The organism is Nocardioides sp. WJ219 (genome assembly GCF_058559815.1).
This window is the reverse complement of the sequence record NZ_JBZUJV010000005.1, coordinates 262,429-287,053: the sequence shown is the minus strand read 5'-3', so window position 1 is coordinate 287,053 and position 24,625 is coordinate 262,429. Positions and strand designations below refer to the sequence as shown.

The following is a 24,625-nucleotide window of genomic DNA, read 5'->3' as shown; positions in this document are numbered from 1 at the left end:
GTCAGTCCAGGTCGTCCCACAGTGCGTCGACGAGGTCGACGAGCGCGGCGGTGTCGCCCGTGCTCGCGCGCACCCGGACGGTGAGGGAGCCGGAGCGGCGCTGGCACAGGTGGGCGTCGGGGGCCGCCTCCTCCGGCTCGTAGTCGTCGCCGGCGCGCGGCGGCTGGTTGCGGGTGAGGAGGCACTCGACGTCGCCGTCGGTGATGCGCTCGGTCTGCGGCAGCGCCAGGCCGACCGTCTCGGGCTCGACGAAGCCCTCGTCGGGGACCAGTGGTCCGGCGTCGGCGGCGACGGCCACGACCGAGATCAGCTCGTCGAGCGCCTCGTCGGGGTCGGTGTAGACCCGGCTGTCGGCGTCGGCGCCGTCGAACGCGTCGGCGAAGCCGTCGCGGTTGACCTTCCGCGAGGCCCGGTCGCGCTCGAAGAACTCCTCCGGAGGTGCGAGGTCGTCGGGGTAGGCGCCCTCGGCGTCGACCGCGATCAGGCCCTCGACCCGGTCGGGGAGCGCGACGTCCGACGACCCGGACTCCTCCAGCACGAGCAGCAGGGCGATCGCCGCGGCGAGCACGGCGACCGAGGCGACGATTCCGACGACGGCGTTGCGGGAGCGCATGGCCGACAGTGTCCCGTACGGCGACCGGCCCGGCGCGGGTGCTACCGACCCTGGAACTCGGGCTTGCGCTTCTCCGCGAACGCGAGCGGGCCCTCCTTGGCGTCGGCGGAGGCGAAGACCGCGGCGCCGACGCGGGCGTCGTCGGCCCAGCAGTCGTCCTCGTGCTTGCCCTCGGAGTCGCGCATCGTCCTGAGGATCGCCTGCACCGCGAGGGGACCGTTGGCGCTGATCATCGCGGCCAGCTCGTGCGCCTTCTCCAGGGCGTGCCCGTCGGGGACGACGTGGCCGACCAGGCCGAGCTCCTTGGCCTCGGGGGCGAGGATGTGCCGGCCGGTCAGCAGCAGGTCGGCCGCCACGGTGTAGGGGATCTGGCGCACGAGGCGCACCGCGGAGCCGCCCATCGGGTAGAGCGACCAGCGTGCCTCGGAGATGCCGAACTTCGCCGACTCGCCGGCCACCCGGATGTCGGTGCCCTGCAGGATCTCGGTGCCGCCGGCGATCGCCGGGCCCTCGACGGCCGCGATCAGGGGCTTGGTGAGCCGGAAGCCCTTGAGCAGGCCCTTGATCACCGACGGGTCGTACTCGCCGGACTCGAACGACTCCGACGGCGGCCGCCGCGACATCGACTTCAGGTCCGCGCCGGCGCAGAAGTAGCCGCCCGCGCCGGTCAGGATGCACGCCCGCACGTCGTCGTCGCCGTTCACCCGGTCCCAGGCGTCGGACATGATCGCGAGCATCTCGCCGGTCAGCGCGTTCCGCGCCTCGGGGCGGTTCATCGTGACCACCAGCGTGTGGTCGACGAGCTCGACGAGGCAGTGCGGCGGGGCCTCCGGGGTGCTCTCCTGGGTCATGATCGGGACGCTAGCGAAAAAGTGGAACGTGTTCTAGTCTCGCGATCGTGGCCACGAACATCGCAGACCTCTTCGAGCACGCCGTCGACGCCGTCCCCGAAAACCCCGCGGTCAAGGTGGGCGACCGGGTCGCGACGTACGCCGACCTCGAGGCCGACGCCAACCGGCTCGCGCACTACCTGGGCGCCCAGGGCGTCGGGCCGGGCGACCACGTCGCCGTCTACGCCAAGAACAGCATCGAGCACGTGGTGGCGGTGCTCGCCGTGGTCAAGATCCGCGCGGTCAACATCAACGTCAACTACCGCTACGTCGAGGGCGAGCTGAACTACCTCTTCGACAACGCCGACGTGGTCGCGCTGATCCACGAGCGCACCTACGCCCCCCTGGTCGCCGCGACCGCCCCGAACCACCCGCGGCTGACGACGTTCGTCGCGATCCCCGACGTCACGGCGCCCGACGACGACAGCGACATCTCGGCGTTCGGCGGCGTCACGTACGCCGACGCCCTGGCCGGCCAGAGCGCCGAGCGCGACTTCGGCGAGCGCAGCCCGGACGACCTGCACATCATCTACACCGGCGGCACCACCGGGTTCCCCAAGGGCGTGATGTGGCGCCACGAGGACTTCTGGCGGGTGCTCGGCGGCGGCATCGACTTCTACACCGGCGTCCCGCTCGAGGAGATGGACCAGTCCCGCCAGGCCACGGAGCCGCGGATGGTCACCTTCCCGATGAGCCCGCTGATGCACGGCGGCGCGCAGGCGAGCCTGCTGATGCACCTGTTCGCCGGTCACCTCACCGTGCTCGAGCCCAAGTTCGACCCCAGGACCGTCTGGGAGGTCGTCGAGCGCGACAAGGTGCAGATGCTCTTCATGACCGGCGACGCGATGGCACGCCCGCTGATCGAGGAGTACGAGAGCCGACTCGGCACCGACGCGCCGTACGACGCCTCCAGCCTGTTCGTGATCAGCAGCAGCGCCGCGATCTTCAGCCCGCAGGTCAAGAGGCGCTGGATGGCGGCGTTCCCGAACGGGATCTTCACCGACTCGGTGGGTGCCTCCGAGACCGGCTTCCAGGGCATGGGCATGCAGGACCCGAACAACATCAGCAGCGACGGTCCCGTCGTCGGGCTCGGCCCCAGCAGCGTCGTGCTCGACGACGACAACCGGCCCCTCGACCTGGCCGCCAACGTCGGCAAGGTCGGCCGTCTCGGCCGCGGCGGCTCGGTGCCGATGGGCTACTACAAGGACCCGGTGAAGTCGGCCCAGACGTTCCTCGAGGTCGACGGCGAGCGCTACTCCGTGCCCGGCGACTTCGCCCGGATCGAGGAGGACGGCAAGGTCACCCTGCTCGGCCGCGGCTCCAACTGCGTCAACACCGGCGGCGAGAAGGTCTACCCCGAGGAGGTCGAGATGGCGATCAAGGCCCACCCGGCCGTCTACGACTGCCTGGTCGTCGGGCTGCCCGACGAGAAGTACGGCCAGACCGTGGCTGCCGTCGTCCAGCCGCGGGAGGGACAGAGCGTCGAGCTGACGGAGCTGCGCACCTTCCTGCGCACCTCGCTCTCCGGCTACAAGCTGCCGCGCGCGCTGACCCTGGTGCCCGAGATCCCGCGCAACGCCACCGGCAAGGCGCAGTACCCGCGTGCCAAGGAGATGGCCCTCGCGTCGCGCAGCGGGGTGACCGCCTGATGCGTACGCCGATCTGCGACGAGTTCGGGATCGAGCACCCGATCTTCGCCTTCACCCCCTCCGAGCACGTCGCCGCGGCCGTCTCGCGCGCCGGCGGCCTCGGCGTCCTCGGCTGCGTGCGGTTCAACGACGCCGAGGAGCTCGAGCGGGTGCTGACCTGGCTCGACGACCACACCGACGGCAAGCCCTACGGCGTCGACATCGTGATGCCGATGACGATCCCCACCGAGGGCACGTCGCTCGACCTCGGCGCGATGATCCCCGAGGACCACAAGCGGTTCGTCGACCAGACGCTGCTCGAGCTCGGCGTCCCGCCCCTACCGGAGGGAGAGGGGCGGGACGGCGTCCTGGGCTGGCTGCACTCCGTCGCGCGGTCCCACCTCGACGTCGCGCTGCAGCACCGGCCGGTCTTCATCGCCAACGCGCTCGGCTCGCCGCCGGTCGACGTGATCGAGAAGTGCCACGAGGCCGGGATCAAGGTCGGCGCCCTCGCCGGCGCCGCCAAGCACGCGCGGAGCCACGTCGCCAACGGCGTCGACGTGATCATCGCCCAGGGCTACGAGGCCGGCGGCCACACCGGCGAGGTCGCCTCGATGGTGCTCACCCCCGACATCGTCGACGCCGTCGGTCCCGACGTACCCGTCCTCGGCGCCGGCGGCATCGGCTCCGGCCGCCAGGTCGCGGCCTCCCTGGCGCTCGGCGCCCAGGGCGTGTGGACCGGGTCGATCTGGCTGGGCACCGAGGAGTACCGCCAGATGGGCGTCGCCAACAGCGAGGCCTGGGAGACCGCCTTCACGCGCGCCACCTCCAGCGACACCGTCCGCACCCGCGTCTACACCGGCAAGCCGGCCCGGCTGCTGAAGACCAGGTGGACCGAGGCGTGGGCCGCCGACGGCGCCCCCGCCCCCCTCCCGATGCCGCTGCAGAACCTCCTCGTCGCCGACGCCCACAACCGCATCTCCGCCGCCAACGACCCCGACGTCATCTCGATGCCGGTCGGCCAGATCGTCGGCCGGATGAACGAGGTCCGCCCGGTCGCCGAGGTCGTGGCGTCGCTGGTGCGGGAGTTCGAGGAGACCGTCAGTCGGTTGGAGAAGCTGTAGGTCGCGGGTCGGGCGGGGTCAGGGCGGGGTCTGGTGCGGATTTCACCCGTGAACCGGGGAAGTCTGAACTTCCCGGGCAAAACCCCGCGCTGACGCCCACGCCAGCCTTCCGCGGCCCGCCCCGACGTCACCCCGTCGGCGCGGCCAGGAACACCCGCAGCGCGGAGACGAACGCCTCCGGTTGCTCGGAGTGCACCCAGTGCCCGGCGTCCTTGATGGTGACCTGGGTGGTGCGGGGGAAGAGCCGGCGCATGGTGTCGCCGTGCTCGGGGCGGATGTACGGCGACCGGGCGCCGCCCATCCACAGCACCGGGTGGTCGAAGGGGGTGTCGAAGGACCCGACGTCGGGGAACTCGGCGATCGTCGGCAGCTCGCGGCGCAGCAGCGCGAGGTTGGCCTGCCACCGCCAGGTGCCGGGGTCCTCGCCGGAGCGCAGGTTCTGCAGCAGGAAGCCGCGGACCCGGTCGTCGGGGATCGGGTCGGAGAGCAGGCGGTCGGCGTCGGCACGGCGGGCGACGGCGTCGAGGTCGAGGCCGGCGAGGCTGTCGAGGAGGTGCCCGAACTCGCTCTCGCCCTCGCTGGGGGCGGGGGAGATGTCGACCACGACCAGGCGGCGGACCAGGTCGGGGTGGCGCAGGGCGAGCGCCATCGCGACCTTGCCGCCCATCGAGTGGCCGACGACGTGCACGGGCCCGTCGGCGGCGTAGTCCGACCGCAGCGCCGCGGCCACCGCGTCGGCGATCTCGACGTAGCCGATGCCGTCGGTCCAGTCCGACCGCCCGTGGTTGGGCAGGTCGACCAGCAGCGACCGCAGTCCCGGCTCGAGCGCCCTCGCCACCTGGGTGAAGTTGCGTCCCTGCCCGAACAGGCCGTGCAGGAAGACCACGCGGTCGCCGGTCGTGCCGATCTCGGTGGTGTGCAGCGCGGTCACGTCGTCAGGCTAGGGCGTCCCTGCCGACGAGCAGCACCACGCCTCAGGCCGGCTCGTCGGCCAGCACCCTGCCGACCGCGAGCGCCTGCTCGGTCGCGCCGCCGTAGAGCATCTCGAAGCGCTTGGCCGTCGTGAAGTAGCGGTGGGCCTCGCCGTCCAGGTCGATGCCCACGCCGCCGTGCACGTGCACGGTCGTGTGGGCGAGCTTGTGCCCGGCGTCGGCCGCCCACAGCTTGGCGGTCGCGACCGCGGCGGTCGTCGCCGGGGCGTCGGCGCCCTCGGCGACCAGCCACACCGCCTGCCACAGTGTGAGCCGCTGCGCCAGGACGTCGATGAAGCCGTCGGCCAGGCGCTGCGAGACGGCCTGGAAGGTGCCGATCGGGCGGCCGAACTGCTCGCGCGTCCCGGCGTAGGAGGCCGTGAGGTGCAGGGAGCCCTCGGTGACGCCCAGCTGCTCGGCGCACGCACAGACCACCAGCAGCCGGTGCAGGCGCGTCGTCGCGTCATCGCCGCCGACCTGCTCGGCCGCGACGCGGTCGAGGTCGAGGCGTACGACGAGGTCGCGGTCGCTGCTGTGCCCGGGCGTCGTCGTGACGCCCGCGGCGGACGCGTCGACGAGGAAGACGCCGGTGCCGGTGCCGGTCGAGGCCGTCACCAGGAACGCCTCGGCGACGCCGCCGGCCCGCACGACCACCTTGGTGCCGCTCAGCCGCCCGTCGCGGACCTCGACGGTGGGCCGCACGGGCAGGTGGGAGCGCTCCTCGGCCACCGCTGCGGTCAGGAGGGCGCCGCCGGCGAGCCAGCGCTCGCGCTGCGCGTCGGTGCCGAGCTCGGCCAGGAGCAGGGTCGACGGCCCGTGCACGGCCAGCGGCACGGGCGCGACGGTGCGCCCGACCTCGACGAGCACGCGGGTCAGCTCGAGCAGCCCGAGCCCGGCGCCGCCGTACTGCTCGGGCAGGGCGAGGGAGAGCAGGCCCGTCGCACCCAGCTCGCGCCACAGGTCGGCGTCGAAGCGGGAGCCGGTGGCCTCGACGGCCTTCTGGCGCTCGGTGGTGCAGCGGTCGCCGAGGATCTGCGCGGCGAGGGCGGCGGCCTCGTCCTGCTCGGGGGTGAAGGAGAAGTCCATGGTCGGTGTCCTCTGTCGCCTATCGCTTGGCGGCAGGCAGGCCGAGGCCCACGTAGCCGATGATGTCGCGCTGGATCTCGTTGGTGCCGCCGCCGAAGGTCATCACCAGCGAGGAGCGGAACATCCGCTCGAGTCGACCGGCGAGCGCCGCGCCGGGCGAGTCGGCCGTGAGCCCCGACATCGGCCCCACGACCTCCTGCAGCGTGCGGTAGACCTCGGTGTTGAGCTCGGAGCCGTAGATCTTGATCGCCGAGGCCTCGGCGGGGGAGAGGTCGACGCCGGCGTCGGCGTCGGCAGCGAGCTTCCAGTTGAGCAGCGTGAGTGCCTCCACGCGGGCGTGCGCCCGGCCGAGCGCGATCTGCACCCACTCGCTGTCGATGACGCGCTGCCCGTCGGGGTTCTTGGTCTGCTGCGCCCACTCGCGCACGAGCCCGAGCGAGTGGATCGTCGGCGCCGCCGAGGTGAGCGAGACCCGCTCGTGGTTGAGCTGGTTGGTCATCAGGTTCCAGCCACCGTTGACCTCGCCCACCACGCTGGTCGCCGGCACCCGCACGTCCTCGTAGTACGTCGCGCTGGTACCGACGCCGGCGACGGTGTGCACCGGTGTGTAGGAGACGCCGTCGGCGTCGGCCGGCACCAGGATCATCGAGAGGCCCTTGTGGCGGGGCAGGTCGGGATCGGTCCGGCAGGCCAGCCAGATCCAGTCGGCGTACTGGATCAGCGACGTCCACATCTTCTGGCCGTTGATCACCCACTCGTCGCCCTCGCGGACCGCCTTGGTCTGCAGCGACGCCAGGTCGGTGCCCGAGCCGGGCTCGGAGTAGCCGATCGAGAAGTGCAGGTCGCCGGCGAGGATCCGGGGGAGGAAGTACTCCCTCTGCTCCTCGGTCCCGTAGCGCATGATCGTCGGCCCGACGGTGTTGAGCGTCAGGTAGGGGATCGGGACGCCGGCGACCGCGGCCGCGTCGGTGAAGATCAGCTGCTCGACCATCGACCGGGCCTGCCCGCCGTACTCCTCGGGCCACCCGATGCCGAGCCAGCCGTCGCGGCCGATCTGACGGATGACGTCCTTGTAGACGCCGGCCTCGCCGAGCTCTGCTGATCCGAACTGGCCGGTCGCCGAGGCGAGCCCGGCCCGGACCTCCGGGGTGACCAGCCGGGCGAAGTAGTCGGCGAGCTCCGCGCTCAGCGCGTGGTGCTCCGGGTCGAGGGCGAGTCGCATGGCGCCAGACTAGAACGTGTTCTCGTTTTGGGCTAGCCTGGCGCCATGAGCCACGTCCGCACCCTCGACCAGGGCAGCGCCCCGGAGCGCTACGCGCGCGGATGGCACTGCCTGGGTCTGGCGAGCACCTTCCGCGACGGCAAGCCGCACGGCATCGAGGGGTTCGGCACCAAGTTGGTCGTCTGGGCCGACGGCGCCGGCGAGCTGCAGGTGCTCGACGGCTACTGCCGCCACATGGGCGGCGACCTCACCCAGGGTGCGGTCAAGGGCGACGAGATCGCCTGCCCGTTCCACGACTGGCGCTGGGGCGGCGACGGCAAGTGCAAGAAGATCCCGTACGCCCGCCGGGTCCCGCTGCGCGCCCGCACGCAGCGCTACGAGACCGCCGTGGTCAACGACCAGCTGCTGGTCTGGCACGACTCCGAGGGCTCGGCGGCCGACCGCGACATCCTCCCGCCGCAGCTGCCCGGCCTCGCCGAGGGCGAGTACACCGAGTGGATCTGGAACGCCGAGCACATCGAGGGCTCCCACTGCCGCGAGCTCATCGACAACGTGGTCGACATGGCCCACTTCTACTACGTGCACTTCGCGTTCCCCACGAGCTTCCGCAACGTCTTCGAGGGACACGTCGCCACCCAGTTCATGGAGTCCAAGGGCCGTCCCGACATGGCCGGCGGCTACGGCGACGCCGAGCTGTTCCTGAAGTCCGAGGCGACGTACTACGGGCCGTCGTACATGATCAACTGGCTCGACACCGACTACAAGGGCTTCAACACCGAGGTCGTCCTGGTCAACTGCCACGTGCCGACGGGTCCCGACTCGTTCCTGCTGCAGTACGGCATCGCCGTCAAGAAGCCCGAGGGGCTCGACGACAAGACCGCCGCGTTCATCGCCGCCAAGTACGCCGACATGTTCGGTGGCGGGTTCCTCCAGGACGTGCACATCTGGAAGAACAAGGTGCCGGTGCAGAACCCGTTGCTCTGCGAGGAGGACGGGCCGGTCTACCAGCTGCGTCGCTGGTACGAGCAGTTCTACGTCGACGCCGCCGATGTGCAGCCCGAGATGGTCGACCGGTTCGAGTTCGAGGTCGACACCACCAAGGCCAACGAGTACTGGCAGGAGGAGGTCGCCGAGAACCTCCGCCTCAAGGCCGAGCAGGACGCCGCCGGCGCCGACGCCGAGGCCGACACCAAGGCCGACGCCGACCCCTCGGTCATGACGGGCACCTGAGGCCGGCGATGGCGTCGTTCGTGCCGACCAGCGCAGACACGCTGGAGGACCAGCGTCTCTACACCCGCGCCCGGCTGACCGAGGTGGCGTGCCTGGACTGCCTGGCCCGCGTGGGCGTGAAGAAGAACAGCGAGCACCACACCTCGGTCCAGTGGGACCACGAGGCGACCAGCCACTGCCCCGACCTGTCCCGGCGCACCCGCGACGACGGGCGGAGCGTCCACCCCGCCTGTCCACGCCTGGTGGCCAGCATCGAGGCCGCGGCCCGGGACGGCAGGATCCCCATCGGCGCCGAGGACGGCTACTGAGTCGTCCGCGCCGGTCCCGCCGTACCCCGCCCGCGACGCAGCACGAGAGAGAGCCGTGACGACGCAGTCCTTCGAGCTCGAGGTGGTCGACGTCGTCGAGGAGACGGCCGACGCCCACTCGATCACCTTCCGGGTGCCGGCCGGCGCCGAGGCCGAGTTCGCCTACAAGCCGGGGCAGTTCCTCACCGTCGCCGTCCCCAGTGACCAGACGGGGGTCGCGGCGCGCTGCTACTCGCTGTGCAGCAGCCCGTCCGACGAGACGGGCACGGTCACGATCACGGTCAAGCGCACCATCGAGGGCTACGCGTCGAACTGGCTGTGCGACCACGTGCGTGACGGCGACACGGTCCGGGTGCTGCCGCCCTCGGGCATCTTCACCCCGGCCGACCTCGACGCCGACCTCCTGCTGTTCGCCGGCGGCAGCGGCGTCACCCCGATCATGTCGATCACCCGCACCGCCCTGGCACGCGGCACCGGCCGGATCGTGCTGTTCTACGCCAACCGCGACGAGGCGTCGGTGATCTTCGCCCGCGAGCTGCGCGACCTCGCCGCCGCCCACCCCGACCGCCTGCAGGTCGTGCACTGGCTCGAGTCGGTGCAGGGCCTGCCCACCGTCGAGCAGGTGCGGGCCTTCGCGGCCGACCGGTCGTCGTACGACGCGTTCGTGTGCGGCCCGGCGCCGTTCATGAAGATGACGGTGGCCGCGCTGAAGGAGCTGGAGTTCCCGCGCGAGCGCCGCCACCAGGAGAAGTTCGTCTCCCTCGGCGGCAACCCGTTCGGCGACCTGCCCGAGGTCGCGGCCGCGCCGGGCGCCGAGACCGTCACGCAGGTCGAGGCCGCCACCGAGCCCGCCGTGGCAGGACCGGTGACGCTCGAGGTCGACCTCGACGGCGAGACCCACCGGTTCGACGACTGGGACCCGCGCACCCGGATGCTCGACCACCTCGAGGCCAAGGGCGTCAAGGCGCCCTACTCCTGCCGTGAGGGGGAGTGCTCGGCGTGCGCGGTGCGGTTGCTGGAGGGCGACGTCGAGATGGCCCACAACGACGTCCTCGACGAGGAGGACCTCGCCGAGGGGATCCGGCTCGCCTGCCAGTCGACGCCCACCACCGACGTCGTCCGGGCGTCGTACTCCTGAGCGAGCCTGTGGGCGTCGATCCACGGCCGGGTAACACCACCGGCCGGTCTAGTCAGCGTTGTCAACTTTTCGGTAACGACTGACCCACGGTTCGGGAGTATGTTATTCAGGTACCGCGTCACCGCGCCGAGGAGCACCACGACTCTGCGTCCCCCCCACGAACCACCCGGTGCCGGCCCCCCACGCCTGACTGCCGGACCTTCTGAAAGGAAGGCCCATGCTCCTCACCTGCGTCCTCGCCTACGTCCTCGTCGGGCTGATCGGCATCGTCGTGCTCGCCGTGCTCGGCGCCCCCGAGCGCCGCGCCTCCCGCAGCGTCGAGCGCACCGCCGCGCTCCGCCGCCGGTTCGTCGAGCGGCACCCCACCCACGTCGACGGTCAGGACGTCCGTGACGCGCTGCTCCGCGACGGGATCACGATCGACCAGGCCCGGCTCGTGACCGCCAAGGCCGCCGAGCACGGCATCAAGCCGCTCACCATGTGGCTGTGGCACCAGCAGTACGGCGCGGAGGCCGTCGCGGTCGTCGTCGCCGCCGACGTGTCGCACCGCGAGCTGCTCTCGCACCTCAGCCACGGCACCGTCCCCGACCTGGAGGAGCTGACGCTGTTCGCCTCGGCCAACGGCCTGGACGTCGCCGGCTCGTGGGCGCCGACGTCGCGCGGCCGGAAGGTCCTCGTCGACTCCGCACACCTGCGAGGGCGTGCGTCGGTGCCGCGGATCCACCCCGAGGCCCGGCGCGCCTCGTGGCGCCAGGCCGACGGCCCCGCCGCCTGACCCTGGTCGCCTGAGCCCAGCCGACCGAGACCCTGGGGCCGGTACCACCCGGGACGTCGCCGTTCCTGGTCATCTGTGACCAGGCGGCTCTGACCGTTCCGCCGATCCCGCGCGCCCGCGCCACCGAGCAGGCTGGTCGGACGCGACTCCGCCGGGCTGCACCTGACCTGCGCCACGAGGGCCGAACCCGCTCCCGGCGTGTCGCAGCCGTCACGGGGGAGGCTGCGCCACGTCGGGCCGGTCGCCCCGTCGCGACGCGGACTAGTAGCCGCGCGCCCGCCACTCACCCAGGTGCGGCCGCTCGACGCCGAGGGTCGAGTCGCCCCCGTGGCCCGGGTAGAACCAGGTGTCGTCGGGCAGTCGACCGAAGACCTTGGTCTCCACCTCGCCGATGAGCCGGGCGAACGCGTCGGCGTCGCCGAACGTCGCCCCGACGCCGCCCGGGAACAGCGAGTCGCCGGTGAACAGGTGGGGGCGGCCGCCGTCGGTGGGGTCGTCGTACAGCAGGGCGATCGAGCCGGGCGTGTGCCCCGCGATCGCGATCACCCCGAGGGCGCACGAGCCGACGCGGACGGTGTCGCCGTGGACGACCCGGCGGGTGACCTCGACGCCGGTCTGCTCGGTGATCGCGTCGGCGTCGGGCTCGCCGGCGACCACGGCGGCACCGGTGGCGCCGACGACGTCGGCCAGCGCCCGGTGGTGGTCCCAGTGCTGGTGGGTGGTGACCACGGCGTCGAGCCCGCCGGCCACCAGCGGCAGCAGCGTCGCCGGCTCGGCCGCGGCGTCGACGAGCACCTGCTCGCCGGTCTCGCGGCAGGTCAGCAGGTAGCAGTTGTTGCTCATCTGCTCGTCGACCGCCACCTTGGCGATGGTCAGGTGGGTCAGCTCGCGGACGTCGGCGTCGCCGCCGACCGTCACGTCGCCGGTGTACCCGTCGGACTCGGTGGTCACCATGCCTCGATCCCCGGCAGCTCGCCGTCGCTCGTCAGTCCCTCACCGTCGCCGCGACCCGACAGCCACCACGCGAGGTCGGCGGCCGTGCCGGTGACGGTGCTCGTGCCCGCTCCACCCTGCCAGGTCCGATCCAGGTCGCTCGCGACGAGCGTGGCGGCGGCCCGGCCGGCGAGCTGGTCGACGACCATGGCGGCGAACGGCCGCGGCCAGTCGGCGGCGCTCCAGCCGGTCCCGAGGTCGGCGTGGTGGATCTCCACCTCGCGCAGCCGCATCGCCGCGACGTCGCCCGCCGCGAACGTGCGTCCGCTGCCGGGCGTGCGCTCCACGACGGCCGTGGCCAGCTCGTCGGGCAGGGCGCGCAGGGCGTCGTCGAGGGCGGGGACGGCGGCGCGCAGGCGGGCGCGGACGACGTCGGGGGCCGCGGCGGCGAGCTCCTCGATGTCGGCGTCGCGTGCCTCGGCGCTCGGGTACATCGGCACCCTCTCGCCGGCCACCACGCCGTGCAGCACCGCGGCGAGCGCCTCGGCGTTGAGCGCGAGGTGGGCGAGCACGTGCGCGCGCGACCAGCCGGGGAGCAGGGAGGGGGCGGCGCACGACGCGTCGTCGAGTCCGTCGACGGTGTGCTGCAGGCGCCGGTCGGCGTGCTCCAGCAGGCGGCGCAGGTCGGTGGGGCGGGTCGGGTCCGGGCTGTCGGAGGTGGTCACCCGCTCATCCTCGCGGGTGACCCGGGCCGGACTGTCCGTGGCGCCGCCTAGGCTGGACGAGCCGGCGCGGCGACTTGCCGCCACGGCACCGGCGGCGAACACTTGTTCGAACCCGCATCCGGTCGATCCAGAGGGACATCAGTGGCTGACCAGCTCATCATCCGTGGCGCTCGCGAGCACAACCTCAAGGACGTCTCCCTCGACCTCCCGCGCGACTCCCTCATCGTCTTCACCGGCCTGTCGGGCTCCGGCAAGTCCTCGCTGGCGTTCGACACGATCTTCGCCGAGGGGCAGCGTCGCTACGTCGAGTCGCTCTCGGCCTACGCGCGCCAGTTCCTCGGCCAGATGGACAAGCCCGACGTCGACTTCATCGAGGGCCTCTCACCGGCCGTCTCGATCGACCAGAAGTCGACGTCGAAGAACCCCCGCTCGACCGTCGGCACGATCACCGAGGTCTACGACTACCTCCGCCTCCTGTTCGCGCGCGCCGGCCGCCCCCACTGCCCCACGTGCGGGGCCCCGATCGAGCGCCAGACGCCGCAGCAGATCGTCGACCGGGTCCTCGGGCTCGAGGACGGGGCGCGGTTCCAGGTGCTCGCCCCGGTGATCCGGGGCCGCAAGGGCGAGTACGTCGAGCTCTTCAAGCAGCTGCAGACCCAGGGCTTCGGCCGGGTCCGGGTCAACGGCGAGACCCACACCCTCGACGAGCCGCCCAAGCTCGACAAGCAGAAGAAGCACACGATCGAGGTCGTCGTCGACCGGCTCGCGGTCAAGACGTCGTCCAAGCGCCGGCTGACCGACTCGGTCGAGACCGCGCTCAACCTCGCCGGCGGCCTGGTCGTCTTCGACTTCGTCGACCGCGAGGCCAAGGACCCCGAGCGCGAGCTGAAGTTCAGCGAGAAGATGTCGTGCCCCAACGACCACCCGATCGACACCGACGACCTCGAGCCCCGCTCGTTCTCGTTCAACTCCCCGTTCGGCGCCTGCCCGGCCTGCAGCGGTCTGGGCACCAAGATGGAGGTCGACCCCGAGCTCGTCGTCCCCGACAGCACCGCGACCCTGCGCCAGGGCGCGATCCAGCCGTGGGACAACGTCAGCGTGGGGGAGTACTTCCAGAAGCTCCTCGGGGCGCTCGGCCAGGCGCTGGGCTTCGACCTCGACACCCCGTGGGAGGACCTGCCGGCCAAGGCGCGCTCCTCGGTCCTCGACGGTCACGCGACCAAGGTGCACGTGGTCACCCGCAACCGCTACGGGCGCGAGCGCTCCTACGACACCCGGTTCGAGGGCGTGCGGCCCTACATCGAGCGCCGGCACCGCGAGGCCGACACCGACACCAGCCGCGAGCGCTTCGAGGGCTACATGCGCGAGGTGCCGTGCCCCACGTGCCGCGGCAGCCGGCTCAAGCCGGTCTCGATGGCGGTGCTGCTCGGCGGTCGGAACATCGCGGAGATCTGCGCGCTCCCGATCAACGAGGCGGCCGCGTTCCTCGCCGACCTCGACCTGTCCGCCCGCGAGCGCCAGATCGGCGAGCGGGTGCTCAAGGAGATCCAGGAGCGGCTCCGGTTCCTCCTCGACGTCGGCCTCGACTACCTCTCCCTCGACCGGCCCTCGGGCTCGCTGTCCGGCGGCGAGGCCCAGCGCATCCGGCTGGCCACCCAGATCGGCGCCGGCCTGGTCGGCGTCCTCTACGTCCTCGACGAGCCGTCCATCGGCCTCCACCAGCGCGACAACCAGCGCCTCATCGAGACGCTGGTCCGCCTCAAGGACCTCGGCAACACCCTCATCGTCGTCGAGCACGACGAGGACACCATCAAGGTCGCCGACTGGGTCGTCGACATCGGACCGGGCGCCGGCGAGCACGGCGGCCAGGTCGTCCACTCCGGCACCGTCGCCGACTTGCTCACCCACCGCGACTCGATGACGGGTCAGTACCTCTCCGGCCGGCGCGAGATCCCCGTGCCCGAGGTACGCCGCCCGCGCACCGTGGGCCGCGAGCTGCGCGTGCACGGCGCCCACGAGCACAACCTGCGCGACGTCGACGTGTCGTTCCCGCTGGGCCTGTTCGTCGCGGTCACCGGGGTGTCGGGCTCGGGCAAGTCGACGCTGGTCAACGACATCCTCTACACCTCGCTGGCCAAGCAGATCTACCACGCGCGCGCCGTCCCGGGCCGGCACCAGAAGATCACCGGCCTCGAGCACGTCGACAAGGTCATCCACGTCGACCAGTCGCCGATCGGGCGCACCCCACGGTCCAACCCGGCGACCTACACCGGCGTGTTCGACCACGTCCGCAAGCTCTTCGCCTCCACGCCGGAGGCCAAGATGCGCGGCTACCTCCAGGGACGGTTCTCGTTCAACGTCAAGGGCGGGCGCTGCGAGGCGTGCGCCGGCGACGGCACGATCAAGATCGAGATGAACTTCCTGCCCGACGTCTACGTGCCGTGCGAGGTGTGCCACGGCGCCCGCTACAACCGCGAGACGCTCGAGGTCCACTACAAGGGCAAGACCATCGCCGAGGTCCTCGACATGCCGATCGAGGAGGCCGTGGAGTTCTTCGCCGCCGTCCCCGCCATCGCACGGCACATGAAGACCCTCGTCGAGGTCGGCCTGGGCTACGTCCGGCTCGGCCAGCCGGCCACCACGCTGTCGGGCGGCGAGGCGCAGCGGGTGAAGCTGTCGGCCGAGCTGCAGAAGCGGTCCACCGGGCGCACGGTCTACGTGCTCGACGAGCCGACCACCGGTCTGCACTTCGAGGACATCCGCAAGCTCCTGCTGGTCCTCGGTCGCCTGGTCGACGGCGGCAACACCGTGCTGGTCATCGAGCACAACCTCGACGTCATCAAGACCGCCGACTGGCTGGTCGACATGGGCCCCGAGGGCGGCTCGCGCGGTGGCCTGGTGATCGCCGAGGGCACCCCCGAGGAGGTCGCGGCCGACGCCGGCAGCTACACCGGGCAGTTCCTGGCGCCGCTGCTGGAGGGTCGCGAGGCCCGTCAGCCCGGCCGGCGCAAGCCGGCGTCGGCGGCGCCGGCGGGCCGCGGCCCCGCTGCCAAGACCGCCGCCAAGGCCCCCGCCAAGGCCCCCGCCAAGACCACCACCACGGCCCCGAGGACCACGGCCACGAAGAAGGCCGCGGCTGCCCGGAAGGCGACCACGACCCGGGCGCCGGCCAAGCGCACCGGCAGGTGACGGTGGTCTCTCAGCCTGCTCTCACCTGCACGCTGTTGGTTAGTGTCGTCTTCAACTACTTTTCTCGGGAGAGGCGGGCAACGTGACCGGAGTGCGCACCAGCAGGCGGATCGTGTTCCAGGGGATGGGTGCGCTCGGCGCGGCCCTGGCCCTGGCCGGGTGCGGGGGTGACGACGACTCCGGCAGCGGCGGCACCGAGCCCGACGGCTCGACCCCCGCCGAGACCGGGGGCGGCAGCAGCAGCGAGGCCGGGAGCAGTGCGCCCGCGCCCGAGCCCACCGCGCTCGCCGAGGCGTCCGAGATCCCGGTCGGCGGCGGCATCGTGCTCCTCGACGACAACCTCGTGATCGTCCAGCCCACCGAGGGCGAGTTCCTGGCCTACAACGCGGCCTGCACCCACCAGGGCACGCCGGTCGAGATCGACGGCGACGAGATGATGTGCCCGACCCACGGCAGCCGCTTCGCGCTGGCCGACGGCGCGGTGCTCAACGGCCCCGCGAGCGCCCCGCTCGCCGAGGTCGCCGTCACCGAGACCGGTGGCCAGATCACGCTCGCCTGAGCGTCCCCCGAGAGGAACCTGCTCGATGAGCACACCGAGCGGGCTCCCGGCCCGTGCCAGCCGCCGCATCGTCTTCCAGGGTCTCGGCGCCCTCGGCGTCGCCGCGGCGCTCGCCGGCTGCGGCGGGGGCGGCGGCGGGAGCAGCAACGGCGGCGTCGCGGGGCCGGTGCCGGAGACCGGCGCCACCCTCGCCACCACTGCCGAGGTCCCCGTCGGCGGTGGTCTGGTGGTCGACAACGTCGTCCTCACCCAGCCCACCGAAGGCACCTTCAAGGCCTTTGCGGCGGGATGCACCCACCAGGGGACCGCGGTCGAGGCCGACGCCGACGGCATCGTCTGCCCCAACCACGGCAGCGTGTTCTCGGTCGACGACGGCTCGGCGACCACCGGTCCGGCCAGCGCACCGCTGGAGGAGATCGCGGTGACCGTCGAGGGCGACGCGATCGTCCGGGCCTGACCCCGCCTGCTACCGGGAGGCGGTGCTCGCGGCGGCCGCCCGGCACCGGCGCCGCCACGCGGCGTCGCGCGCCGAGGGGCGGCGGTCGAGGCGGGCGTCGAGCAGGTCACGGGCCTCGTCGTAGCGGTCGGCCTTGATCAGGGCGGCGACCCGGATCTCCTCGACGAGCTCGCGCTGGGCGTCGGAGCCGCCGATGCGGCGCAGCGAGCCGGCCAGCGCGGCCAGGCCGCCCGCCGCGGCCGAGGCCTCGCCGGCGTGCAGGAGCCCGAGGGCCCGGGCGAGCGGCGCGACGACCTCGCGGTGGGTCGCGTGCCCGTGGGCGCTCGCCCAGGTCGCGAGCGAGGCCAGCCCGGCCCCGTCGTCGAGGGCGAGCAGCGTGGCTGCGGAGTGCATGCCCAGGAACGGCGTCGCGGGGCGCACGAGCACGTCGTGGCCGACCGCGGCCGCGACCCGGTCGAGCCCCGGTACGTCGTCGGCGTCGGGCGTGAGCGACCAGCGCACCAGCAGCGAGCCGGTGTCGACGAGCGCCCGGCAGCCGGTGGCGAGCTCGGGCCGCAGCTGGCTGTCGTAGCGCCGGCGCACCGCATCGAGGTCACCGAGCGACAGCTCGTGCAGCGCCGCGTGCCAGGAGAAGTGGCTCAGGCTCTCCGTCGCGGCGCCGTCGCCGGTGACCCAGCCGGCCATCCAGTCCCGACCGCCGACGTGGTCGCCGGTCTCGTAGTGGCAGTGCGCCCGGGCGTGGGCCGAGTGGCCGGCGTCGGGCTGCTCGGCGAGGGAGGTGCACGCGAGGTCCATCGCCTCGTCGAAGCGCTCCTGCTCCTGCCGGACGAACGCGAGCAGGCCGGCGTACCACCAGTCGTCGCCGTAGGCGGGGCCGGCCGACTCCACGATCGACCAGGCCTGCTCGGGCACCTCGGTGACCCCCGCGAACGCGATCGTAGGGACCGCCGCCGAGAGCAGGAGGGCGTCGACGGGGTAGCGGGCGAGGTGGTCGACGACCGGCCGGGAGTCACCCCGCAGGTGGGCCAGGACGGCCGCCACGTGGCTCTGCTCGCGCTCGGTGCCGCGCGAGGCCCACCGCTCCGCGTCGCGCATCCGCCCGACCACGTCGACCTCGACGCACAGGTCGTGCCCGACCAGGGCGAGCGCGGCGTGGCCGAGGGCGAAGGTCGGGTCGAGCACGATCGCGGTGGCGAAGGCACCGGCCGAGCCGGCGCGCAGGCAGAGCAGGTCGTCGAGGCCGCGGGCGTACGCCGCCGCGGCGTCGGGGCCGGTGCTCATCACCAGGCCGTAGCGGTCGCGGGGCGGCATGAAAGAAGAGTAAGTCACCTGACAATGGCGAACCAAACGGGCGCGCCGGGTCGGTCGTCGGTGGTCGCTCGTAGGCTGGAGACGTGTCACCCGCCCGCTCCGCCCGCCCCTCCCGGGGCCCGCTGTCCTACCGACCGGAGCCGGGCTCGATCCCGACCCAACCGGGGGTCTACCGGTTCCGTGACGCCCGCGACCGGGTGATCTACGTCGGCAAGGCCAAGAACCTCCGCGCCCGGCTGTCGTCGTACTTCCAGGACGTCGCCCACCTGCACCAGCGCACCGCCTCGATGGTCACCACCGCGGCCCGGGTGGAGTGGACGGTCGTCAACACCGAGGTCGAGGCGCTGCAGCTGGAGTACTCCTGGATCAAGGAGTTCGACCCGCGGTTCAACGTCAAGTACCGCGACGACAAGTCCTACCCCTGGCTGGCGGTGACCGTGGGGGACGAGTTCCCCCGGGTGATGGTCGGGCGTGGCGCCAAGCGCAAGGGCACCCGCTACTACGGCCCCTACAGCCACGCCTGGGCCATCCGCGAGACCGTCGACATCCTGCTGCGCGTCTTCCCGATGCGCTCGTGCAGCAACGGTGTGTTCAAGCGGTCCCAGCAGATCGGCCGGGCGTGCCTGCTCGGCTACATCGGCAAGTGCGCCGCCCCGTGCGTCGGCAACGTCAGCGCCGAGGAGCACCGGGCGATCGTCGACGACTTCTGCGACTTCATGGCCGGGCAGACCCGCCCGTTCGTCAAGCGCATCGAGCGCGAGATGTACGCCGCCTCCGACGCCATGGACTTCGAGCGGGCGGCGCGGCTGCGCGACGACCTCGGGGCCATGCAGCGGGCACTGGAGAAGCAGGCCGTGGTGCTCGGCGACGGAGCCGACGCCGACGTCATCGCGCTGGCCGAGGACCCGCTCGAGGTCGCGGTCCAGATCTTCTACGTCCGCGGCGGGCGCATCCGGGGCCAGCGCGGCTGGGTGGCCGACCGGGTCACCGACGGCGGCACCGCCGACCTGGTCGAGGACTTCCTGCTCCAGCTCTACGCCGGCAACGACGACAGCGAGTCGGTGCCCCGCGAGATCCTGGTGCCCCAGCTGCCCCCCGACGTGGCGACGTTCGAGACGCTGCTCAGCGACCTCAAGGGCGCCAAGGTGCAGATCCGGGTGCCGCAGCGCGGCGACAAGAAGACGCTCCAGGAGACCGTGGCGGCCAACGCCAAGCAGTCCCTCGTCCTGCACAAGACCAAGCGCGCCAGCGACCTCACCACCCGCAACCGGGCGCTGGAGGAGATCCGCGAGGCCCTCGGCCTGGCGGAGGCGCCGCTGCGCATCGAGTGCTACGACGTGTCCAACCTCCAGGGCACCGAGATCGTGGCCTCGATGGTGGTCTTCGAGGACGGGCTGGCGCGCAAGGGCGAGTACCGCCGGTTCGTGATCAAGGGCGACGGGTCGGGCGAGGTCGGCCAGGACGACGTCGCCTCGATGCACGAGGTGATCACCCGCCGGTTCCGCCGGCTGCTCGACGAGCAGGCACGGTCCGAGGAGCGTGCCACCGACCAGGGCCCGATGCTCGTCGACCCCGAGACCGGCCGGCCGCGCAAGTTCGCCTACGCGCCCGGCCTCGTCGTCGTCGACGGCGGCCCGCCGCAGGTCGCCGCCGCCCAGCGTGCGCTCGCCGAGCTCGGGATCGACGACATCCCGGTGTGCGGGCTGGCCAAGCGGCTCGAGGAGGTGTGGCTGCCGGGGGAGGAGGACCCGGTGATCATGGCCCGCTCCTCCGAGGGTCTCTACCTGCTGCAGCGCGTCCGCGACGAGGCGCACCGCTTCGCCATCACCCACCACCGCGGCCGCCGCTCCAAGACGATGGTCGAGAGCATGCTCGACGACGTGCCGGGCCTCGGCGAGGTACGTCGCAAGACGCTGCTCAAGCACTTCGGGTCGCTGAAGAAGCTGCGCGAGGCCGAGGTCGAGGAGATCGCGATGGTCCCCGGCATCGGGCCGCGCACCGCCGCGGCCATCAAGGCCGCGGTCGAGCAGGCCGCGGCCACCCGCAAGACTGTGGCCGTGAACACCGCCACCGGCGAGGTCGAGGAGTCATGAGCACGCAGGACCAGCCCGAGCCCGGGCCCGACGCCGAGGTCGACGAGCGCGGCGAGCTGGTCGTCGTCACCGGGATGACCGGCGCCGGCCGCAGCACCGCCGCCAAGGAGCTGGAGGACCTCGGCTACTTCGTCGTCGACAACCTCCCGCCCAGCCTGCTCCCCGACGTGGTCCGGCTCGTCGACGAGACCCACGGCCAGCGCCAGCGCATCGCCGTCGTGGTCGACGTGCGCTCGGGCTCGTTCTTCGCGGGGCTGCGCACCCAGCTGGCCCAGAGCGCGACCGGACGGCGCACGACGCTGATGTTCCTCGACGCCGCCGACGACGTCCTCGTCCGCCGCCAGGAGGCCGCCCGCCGTCCCCACCCGCTGCAGGCCTCGGGCCGGTTGCTCGACGGGCTGCAGCGCGAGCGCCGGGTGCTGGCCGACCTGCGCGGCGACGCCGACCTGGTCATCGACACCACGGCCCTCAACGTCCACCAGCTCACCGACCGGGTCGCCACGGCGTTCGGCACGCCCGCCACCACCGGGCTCAAGGTCACCGTCATCAGCTTCGGCTTCAAGTACGGCATCCCGGTCGACGCCGACTTCGTCGCCGACATGCGCTTCCTGCCCAACCCGCACTGGGTGCCCGAGCTGCGCCACCACACCGGGCGCGACGTCGACGTGGCGGAGTACGTGAAGGGACGCCCGGGGGCGGCGGAGTTCCTCGACGCCTACCTGCCGGTGCTCACCGGCGTCGCCGACGGCTACCTGCGCGAGGGCAAGCGCTTCATGCGGGTCGCGCTCGGCTGCACCGGCGGCAAGCACCGCAGCGTCGCGATGACCGAGGAGGTCGCGGCCCGGCTGCAGGCCGCCGGGTTCGACGCCAAGCCGATCCACCGCGACCTCGGCCGGGAATGACGACCCGCGCCCAGGCTGTCGTCGCCTTCGGCGGCGGGCACGGCCTGCACGCCTCGCTGTCGGCCCTGCGGATGCTGGTCGACGACCTGACCGTCGACGACCTCACCGCGATCGTCACCGTGGCCGACAACGGCGGCAGCTCCGGGCGGCTGCGCGGCGAGTTCGGCGTCCTGCCCCCCGGCGACCTGCGGATGGCGCTGGCCGCGCTGTGCGGCTCCGACACCTGGGGCGACACCTGGGCACGCCTGCTGCAGCACCGGTTCGAGGGCAACGGCGACATGCGCGGCCACGTGGTCGGCAACCTGCTGATCGTGGGGCTCTGGGAGCTGCTCGGCGACCACGTCGACGCCCTCGACTGGGTCGGCCGCCTGCTGGGCGCCAAGGGCCGGGTGCTCCCGATGGCGCTGTCGCCGATGGACATCCGTGCCGAGGTGCGCGGCCTGGTCGACGGCGACCCCGACGCCCTGACGACGGTGCGCGGGCAGGTCGAGGTCGCGACCACCGAGGGCATCATCACCTCCCTCGACCTCGAGCCGCCCGACCCGGCGGTGAGCCCGGTCGCGCTGGCCAAGGTCGCCGAGGCCGACTGGGCGTTCATCGGGCCCGGCTCGTGGTTCTCCTCGGTGATCCCGCACGTGCGGGTGCCCGCGCTGCGCGACGCCGTGGTCGCCACCGACGCCCGGCTGGTCGTCGTCCTCAACCTCGAGGAGCAGGTCGGCGAGACCCCCGGCTTCGCGCCGGCCGACCACCTCGCGGTGCTCTTCGAGCACGCCCCCGAGCTGCGCGTGCACACCGTCCTCGCCGACGGCGGCAACCTCGTCGACGACCAGGTCGAGGAGCTGCGCCAGGTGGTCGAGGCGGCCGGGGCGCGGCTGGTCCTCGCCGACGTCGCCCGGGCCGACGGGTCCCCGCGGCACGACCCGGTCAAGCTCGCGGCCGCCTACGCCCGGATCATGGACGAGGGGTCCTGACGCGCGGCGTCGCGGTTGCTTTCGCCTTGCCCGACAGGGCTCCGGGGCTCCGCAGGGGATTGTTGACGCCCGTGGGAGGATCGCCCCCATGGCGATGACGGCGCAGGTGAAGGCGGAGCTCGCCAACACCCAGATCACCAAGACCTGCTGTCGCAAGGCCGAGGTCGCCACGATGCTGCGCTTCGCCGGGGGGCTGCACATCGTGAGCAGCCAGATCGTCGTCGAGGCCGAGCTCGACACCGGCGCGGCGGCGCGCCGGCTGCGCCGCGACATCGACGAGGTCTACGGCCACAAGTCCGACGTGGTGATGGTGCAGGGCAACGGCATCCGCAAGGGCAGCCGCTACATCGTGCGGGTCGTCAAGGACGGCGAGTCGCTGGCCCGGCAGACGGGCCTGCTCGACCAGCGCGGGCGTCCCGTGCGCGGCCTGCCGCCCGCGGTCGTCTCCGGAGGCGGCTGCGACGCCGTCGCGGCGTGGCGCGGGGCGTTCCTGGCCCACGGCTCGCTCACCGAGCCGGGCCGCTCGTCGTCCCTCGAGGTGACCTGCCCCGGTCCCGAGGCGGCCCTCGCGCTCGTCGGCGTCGCGCGCCGGCTCGGCATCCCGGCCAAGGCGCGCGAGGTGCGCGGCATCGACCGCGTCGTCCTGCGCGACGGCGACCTGATCGGCCAGCTGCTGACCCGGCTCGGCGCCCACGAGACGCTGATGGCCTGGGAGGAGCGGCGGATGCGGCGGGAGGTCCGCGCCACCGCCAACCGCCTCGCCAACTTCGACGACGCCAACCTGCGGCGCTCCGCCCGGGCGGCCGTCGCGGCCGGTGCCCGCGTCGAGCGGGCCATGGAGATCCTCGGCGAGGAGGTGCCCGACCACCTCCGGATGGCGGGGTCGCTGCGGCTGGAGCACAAGCAGGCCTCGCTGGAGGAGCTCGGCCAGCTGCACGAGCCCCAGCTCACCAAGGACGCGATCGCCGGCCGCATCCGGCGGTTGCTCGCGATGGCCGACAAGCGGGCCGAGGAGCTCGGCGTACCCGACACCGAGTCGTCGCTGACGCCCGAGATGCTCGCCGACGACGACTAGTCGTGCTGGTGCAGGGGTAGGGGTCCGCTCGGCCCCGTCACCGTGCGGCCCCGTGCAGCACCGAGCAGAGAGCAGCCCCGCCATGCGAACCACCCCGAACGCCGTCGGCCTGACCGTCGCCGCCCTCGTCCTGTCCGGACTGCTGGCCGGCTGCTCCGACTCCGAGGACTTCGCCCAGGAGTGCAAGGACGCCGGTGGCACCGTCGAGACCGAGCGCGAGAAGAAGACGCGCACCAAGACGGTCAACGGGAAGAAGAAGACGGAGACCTACTACGAGAACGACCAGGACTGCGTCGACGAGGACGGCGAGGAGATCCTCGACGACTGACGGTTACCGGCACGTACGGCGGGACGTCGTCGGGCGGGTCGAGCGCTGCCGGTAGGGTCGGGAACAGCCTCAGACCCCCAAATTTCAGGAGCACCGCAGTGACTGTTCGCGTCGGCATCAACGGATTCGGCCGGATCGGCCGCAACTTCTTCCGGGCCGTGCGCGCCTCGGGTCTCGACCTCGAGATCGTGGGCGTCAACGACCTCACCGACAACGCGTCCCTGGCCCACCTGCTCAAGTACGACTCGATCCTCGGCCGGCTCGACGCCGACGTGTCGTCCACCGACGACGCGATCGTGGTCGGCGGCAGGGAGATCAAGGCCTTCGCCGAGCGCGACCCCGCCGCCCTGAAGTGGGGCGACCTGGGCGTCGACGTCGTGGTGGAGTCGACCGGCTTCTTCACCGACGCGACCAAGGCCCGGGCCCACGTCGACGCCGGTGGCGCCAAGAAGGTCATCATCTCCGCGCCGGCGAAGAACGAGGACTTCACCGTCGTCATGGGCGTCAACCACGACGACTACGACGCCGCCGCCCACACGGTGATCTCCAACGCGTCGTGCACCACCAACTGCCTCGCGCCGATGGCCAAGGCGCTCAACGACGACCTCGGCATCGTCAAGGGCCTGATGACCACGATCCACGCCTACACGGCCGACCAGAACCTCCAGGACAACATCCACAAGGACCTGCGTCGCGCCCGCGCCGCCGCGCTCAACGTCGTCCCGACCTCGACCGGTGCCGCCAAGGCCATCGGCCTGGTCATGCCCGAGCTCAAGGGCAAGCTCGACGGCTACGCCCTGCGCGTCCCCGTGCCCACCGGCTCGGCCACCGACCTCACGTTCGAGGCCGGTCGCGAGACGTCGGTGGAGGAGGTCAACGCGATCGTCGAGAAGGCCGCCGACGGCCGCTTCCTGCGCTACTCGACCGACCCGATCGTCTCCAGCGACATCGTCACCGACCCGGCGTCGTGCATCTTCGACGCGCCGCTGACCAAGGTGATCGGCAACCAGGTCAAGGTCGTCGGCTGGTACGACAACGAGTGGGGCTACTCCAACCGCCTCGCCGACCTGATCGACTACATCGGCAAGACGCTCTGA

Annotated in this window: 23 protein-coding genes; 15 read left to right on the top strand and 8 right to left on the bottom strand. The window is 72.3% G+C overall.

Features of this window, described 5'->3' with window-relative positions; all coding sequences use genetic code 11:
• Position 1: 1 nt before the first annotated feature.
• The gene (locus AC4MBH_RS14395) at positions 2–613 is read right to left on the bottom strand and encodes a hypothetical protein (protein WP_491795585.1); all 612 of its coding nucleotides are present in this window, start codon (positions 611–613) and stop codon (positions 2–4) included.
• A 41-nt stretch (positions 614–654) separates the two neighbouring features.
• Positions 655–1,464: a crotonase/enoyl-CoA hydratase family protein gene (locus AC4MBH_RS14390; RefSeq protein ID WP_491795584.1), complete on the bottom strand. Its 810-nt coding sequence runs from the start codon at positions 1,462–1,464 to the stop codon at positions 655–657.
• Between the two features lie 47 nt (positions 1,465–1,511).
• Here AC4MBH_RS14390 and AC4MBH_RS14385 point away from each other — a divergent pair, with 47 nt between their 5' ends.
• Positions 1,512–3,152 carry an acyl-CoA synthetase gene (locus AC4MBH_RS14385; RefSeq protein ID WP_491795583.1) on the top strand — a complete coding sequence of 547 codons (1,641 nt, stop codon included), beginning with the start codon at positions 1,512–1,514 and terminating at the stop codon, positions 3,150–3,152.
• Positions 3,152–4,255 (top strand): NAD(P)H-dependent flavin oxidoreductase, encoded by a 1,104-nt coding sequence (locus AC4MBH_RS14380; protein ID WP_491795582.1) that lies wholly within the window; start codon positions 3,152–3,154, stop codon positions 4,253–4,255. The genes AC4MBH_RS14385 and AC4MBH_RS14380 overlap by 1 nt, the downstream gene beginning before the upstream one ends.
• A 127-nt stretch (positions 4,256–4,382) precedes the next feature.
• Here the strand turns inward: AC4MBH_RS14380 and AC4MBH_RS14375 are convergent, their stop codons facing one another.
• From AC4MBH_RS14375 to AC4MBH_RS14365, 3 genes are read right to left on the bottom strand one after another with little or no spacing between them, the layout of a single operon-like run.
• Positions 4,383–5,186, bottom strand: a complete 804-nt coding sequence (locus AC4MBH_RS14375; protein ID WP_491795581.1) for an alpha/beta fold hydrolase — start codon at positions 5,184–5,186, stop codon at positions 4,383–4,385.
• Between the two features lie 43 nt (positions 5,187–5,229).
• On the bottom strand, positions 5,230–6,312 hold the full coding sequence (locus AC4MBH_RS14370; protein ID WP_491795580.1) for an acyl-CoA dehydrogenase family protein: 1,083 nt from the start codon (positions 6,310–6,312) through the stop codon (positions 5,230–5,232).
• A gap of 19 nt (positions 6,313–6,331) precedes the next feature.
• Positions 6,332–7,534, bottom strand: coding sequence for an acyl-CoA dehydrogenase family protein (locus AC4MBH_RS14365; protein ID WP_491795579.1), 1,203 nt, complete (start codon positions 7,532–7,534; stop codon positions 6,332–6,334).
• 45 nt (positions 7,535–7,579) lie between these two features.
• Between AC4MBH_RS14365 and AC4MBH_RS14360 the strand changes: the two genes are divergently transcribed.
• The 4 genes from AC4MBH_RS14360 (at position 7,580) to AC4MBH_RS14345 (ending at position 10,985) form a co-directional block, all read left to right on the top strand.
• Positions 7,580–8,764 (top strand): 3-ketosteroid-9-alpha-monooxygenase, oxygenase component, encoded by a 1,185-nt coding sequence (locus AC4MBH_RS14360; protein WP_491795578.1) that lies wholly within the window; start codon positions 7,580–7,582, stop codon positions 8,762–8,764.
• Positions 8,765–8,784: 20 nt separating this feature from the next.
• Positions 8,785–9,072: a hypothetical protein gene (locus AC4MBH_RS14355; protein ID WP_491795577.1), complete on the top strand. Its 288-nt coding sequence runs from the start codon at positions 8,785–8,787 to the stop codon at positions 9,070–9,072.
• Positions 9,073–9,127: 55 nt separating this feature from the next.
• A complete protein-coding gene (locus AC4MBH_RS14350) occupies positions 9,128–10,210 on the top strand; it encodes a 2Fe-2S iron-sulfur cluster-binding protein (protein ID WP_491795576.1) in 1,083 nt (360 codons plus the stop codon).
• A gap of 217 nt (positions 10,211–10,427) precedes the next feature.
• Positions 10,428–10,985: a hypothetical protein gene (locus AC4MBH_RS14345; protein WP_491795575.1), complete on the top strand. Its 558-nt coding sequence runs from the start codon at positions 10,428–10,430 to the stop codon at positions 10,983–10,985.
• A gap of 261 nt (positions 10,986–11,246) precedes the next feature.
• Here AC4MBH_RS14345 and AC4MBH_RS14340 read toward each other — a convergent pair whose 3' ends face one another.
• Complete coding sequence (locus tag AC4MBH_RS14340) at positions 11,247–11,939, bottom strand: MBL fold metallo-hydrolase (protein ID WP_491795574.1); 693 nt, start codon at positions 11,937–11,939, stop codon at positions 11,247–11,249.
• Positions 11,933–12,643 carry a maleylpyruvate isomerase family mycothiol-dependent enzyme gene (locus AC4MBH_RS14335; RefSeq protein ID WP_491795573.1) on the bottom strand — a complete coding sequence of 237 codons (711 nt, stop codon included), beginning with the start codon at positions 12,641–12,643 and terminating at the stop codon, positions 11,933–11,935. The genes AC4MBH_RS14340 and AC4MBH_RS14335 overlap by 7 nt, the downstream gene beginning before the upstream one ends.
• Before the next feature lie 141 nt (positions 12,644–12,784).
• Here AC4MBH_RS14335 and uvrA point away from each other — a divergent pair, with 141 nt between their 5' ends.
• From uvrA to AC4MBH_RS14320, 3 genes are all read left to right on the top strand, one after another.
• Positions 12,785–15,832, top strand: coding sequence for an excinuclease ABC subunit UvrA (gene uvrA, locus AC4MBH_RS14330; RefSeq protein ID WP_491795572.1), 3,048 nt, complete (start codon positions 12,785–12,787; stop codon positions 15,830–15,832).
• Between the two features lie 82 nt (positions 15,833–15,914).
• Positions 15,915–16,391 (top strand): Rieske (2Fe-2S) protein, encoded by a 477-nt coding sequence (locus AC4MBH_RS14325; RefSeq protein ID WP_491795571.1) that lies wholly within the window; start codon positions 15,915–15,917, stop codon positions 16,389–16,391.
• Positions 16,392–16,416: 25 nt separating this feature from the next.
• Positions 16,417–16,848 carry a Rieske (2Fe-2S) protein gene (locus AC4MBH_RS14320; protein WP_491795570.1) on the top strand — a complete coding sequence of 144 codons (432 nt, stop codon included), beginning with the start codon at positions 16,417–16,419 and terminating at the stop codon, positions 16,846–16,848.
• A 9-nt stretch (positions 16,849–16,857) separates the two neighbouring features.
• Here AC4MBH_RS14320 and AC4MBH_RS14315 read toward each other — a convergent pair whose 3' ends face one another.
• Positions 16,858–18,159 carry a tetratricopeptide repeat protein gene (locus AC4MBH_RS14315; RefSeq protein ID WP_491795569.1) on the bottom strand — a complete coding sequence of 434 codons (1,302 nt, stop codon included), beginning with the start codon at positions 18,157–18,159 and terminating at the stop codon, positions 16,858–16,860.
• An 83-nt stretch (positions 18,160–18,242) separates the two neighbouring features.
• Here AC4MBH_RS14315 and uvrC point away from each other — a divergent pair, with 83 nt between their 5' ends.
• The 6 genes from uvrC (at position 18,243) to gap (ending at position 24,625) form a co-directional block, all read left to right on the top strand.
• Positions 18,243–20,252 carry an excinuclease ABC subunit UvrC gene (gene uvrC / locus AC4MBH_RS14310; RefSeq protein WP_491795568.1) on the top strand — a complete coding sequence of 670 codons (2,010 nt, stop codon included), beginning with the start codon at positions 18,243–18,245 and terminating at the stop codon, positions 20,250–20,252.
• Positions 20,249–21,154: an RNase adapter RapZ gene (rapZ, locus tag AC4MBH_RS14305; RefSeq protein WP_491795567.1), complete on the top strand. Its 906-nt coding sequence runs from the start codon at positions 20,249–20,251 to the stop codon at positions 21,152–21,154. The genes uvrC and rapZ overlap by 4 nt, the downstream gene beginning before the upstream one ends.
• Entirely contained in the window at positions 21,151–22,125 is a 975-nt protein-coding gene (locus tag AC4MBH_RS14300; RefSeq protein WP_491795566.1) for a gluconeogenesis factor YvcK family protein, read from the top strand. The genes rapZ and AC4MBH_RS14300 overlap by 4 nt, the downstream gene beginning before the upstream one ends.
• 88 nt (positions 22,126–22,213) lie before the next feature.
• Complete coding sequence (gene whiA / locus AC4MBH_RS14295) at positions 22,214–23,200, top strand: DNA-binding protein WhiA (protein ID WP_491795565.1); 987 nt, start codon at positions 22,214–22,216, stop codon at positions 23,198–23,200.
• A gap of 82 nt (positions 23,201–23,282) precedes the next feature.
• Complete coding sequence (locus AC4MBH_RS14290; RefSeq protein ID WP_491795564.1) at positions 23,283–23,528, top strand: hypothetical protein; 246 nt, start codon at positions 23,283–23,285, stop codon at positions 23,526–23,528.
• 98 nt (positions 23,529–23,626) lie between these two features.
• Entirely contained in the window at positions 23,627–24,625 is a 999-nt protein-coding gene (gene gap / locus AC4MBH_RS14285; RefSeq protein WP_491795563.1) for a type I glyceraldehyde-3-phosphate dehydrogenase, read from the top strand.

Bases quoted from the DNA above. Each gene is read 5' to 3' on its own strand.
- AC4MBH_RS14315 (WP_491795569.1), bottom strand. From the start codon at position 18,159: ATGCCGCCCCGCGACCGCTACGGCCTGGTGATGAGCACCGGCCCCGAC.
- whiA (WP_491795565.1), top strand. From the start codon at position 22,214: ATGGCGATGACGGCGCAGGTGAAGGCGGAGCTCGCCAACACCCAGATC.
- AC4MBH_RS14340 (WP_491795574.1), bottom strand. From the start codon at position 11,939: ATGGTGACCACCGAGTCCGACGGGTACACCGGCGACGTGACGGTCGGC.
- AC4MBH_RS14390 (WP_491795584.1), bottom strand. From the start codon at position 1,464: ATGACCCAGGAGAGCACCCCGGAGGCCCCGCCGCACTGCCTCGTCGAG.
- AC4MBH_RS14370 (WP_491795580.1), bottom strand. From the start codon at position 6,312: ATGGACTTCTCCTTCACCCCCGAGCAGGACGAGGCCGCCGCCCTCGCC.
- AC4MBH_RS14320 (WP_491795570.1), top strand. From the start codon at position 16,417: ATGAGCACACCGAGCGGGCTCCCGGCCCGTGCCAGCCGCCGCATCGTC.
- AC4MBH_RS14360 (WP_491795578.1), top strand. From the start codon at position 7,580: ATGAGCCACGTCCGCACCCTCGACCAGGGCAGCGCCCCGGAGCGCTAC.
- AC4MBH_RS14345 (WP_491795575.1), top strand. From the start codon at position 10,428: ATGCTCCTCACCTGCGTCCTCGCCTACGTCCTCGTCGGGCTGATCGGC.
- AC4MBH_RS14290 (WP_491795564.1), top strand. From the start codon at position 23,283: ATGCGAACCACCCCGAACGCCGTCGGCCTGACCGTCGCCGCCCTCGTC.
- AC4MBH_RS14300 (WP_491795566.1), top strand. From the start codon at position 21,151: ATGACGACCCGCGCCCAGGCTGTCGTCGCCTTCGGCGGCGGGCACGGC.
- rapZ (WP_491795567.1), top strand. From the start codon at position 20,249: ATGAGCACGCAGGACCAGCCCGAGCCCGGGCCCGACGCCGAGGTCGAC.
- AC4MBH_RS14395 (WP_491795585.1), bottom strand. From the start codon at position 613: ATGCGCTCCCGCAACGCCGTCGTCGGAATCGTCGCCTCGGTCGCCGTG.
- AC4MBH_RS14365 (WP_491795579.1), bottom strand. From the start codon at position 7,534: ATGCGACTCGCCCTCGACCCGGAGCACCACGCGCTGAGCGCGGAGCTC.
- AC4MBH_RS14380 (WP_491795582.1), top strand. From the start codon at position 3,152: ATGCGTACGCCGATCTGCGACGAGTTCGGGATCGAGCACCCGATCTTC.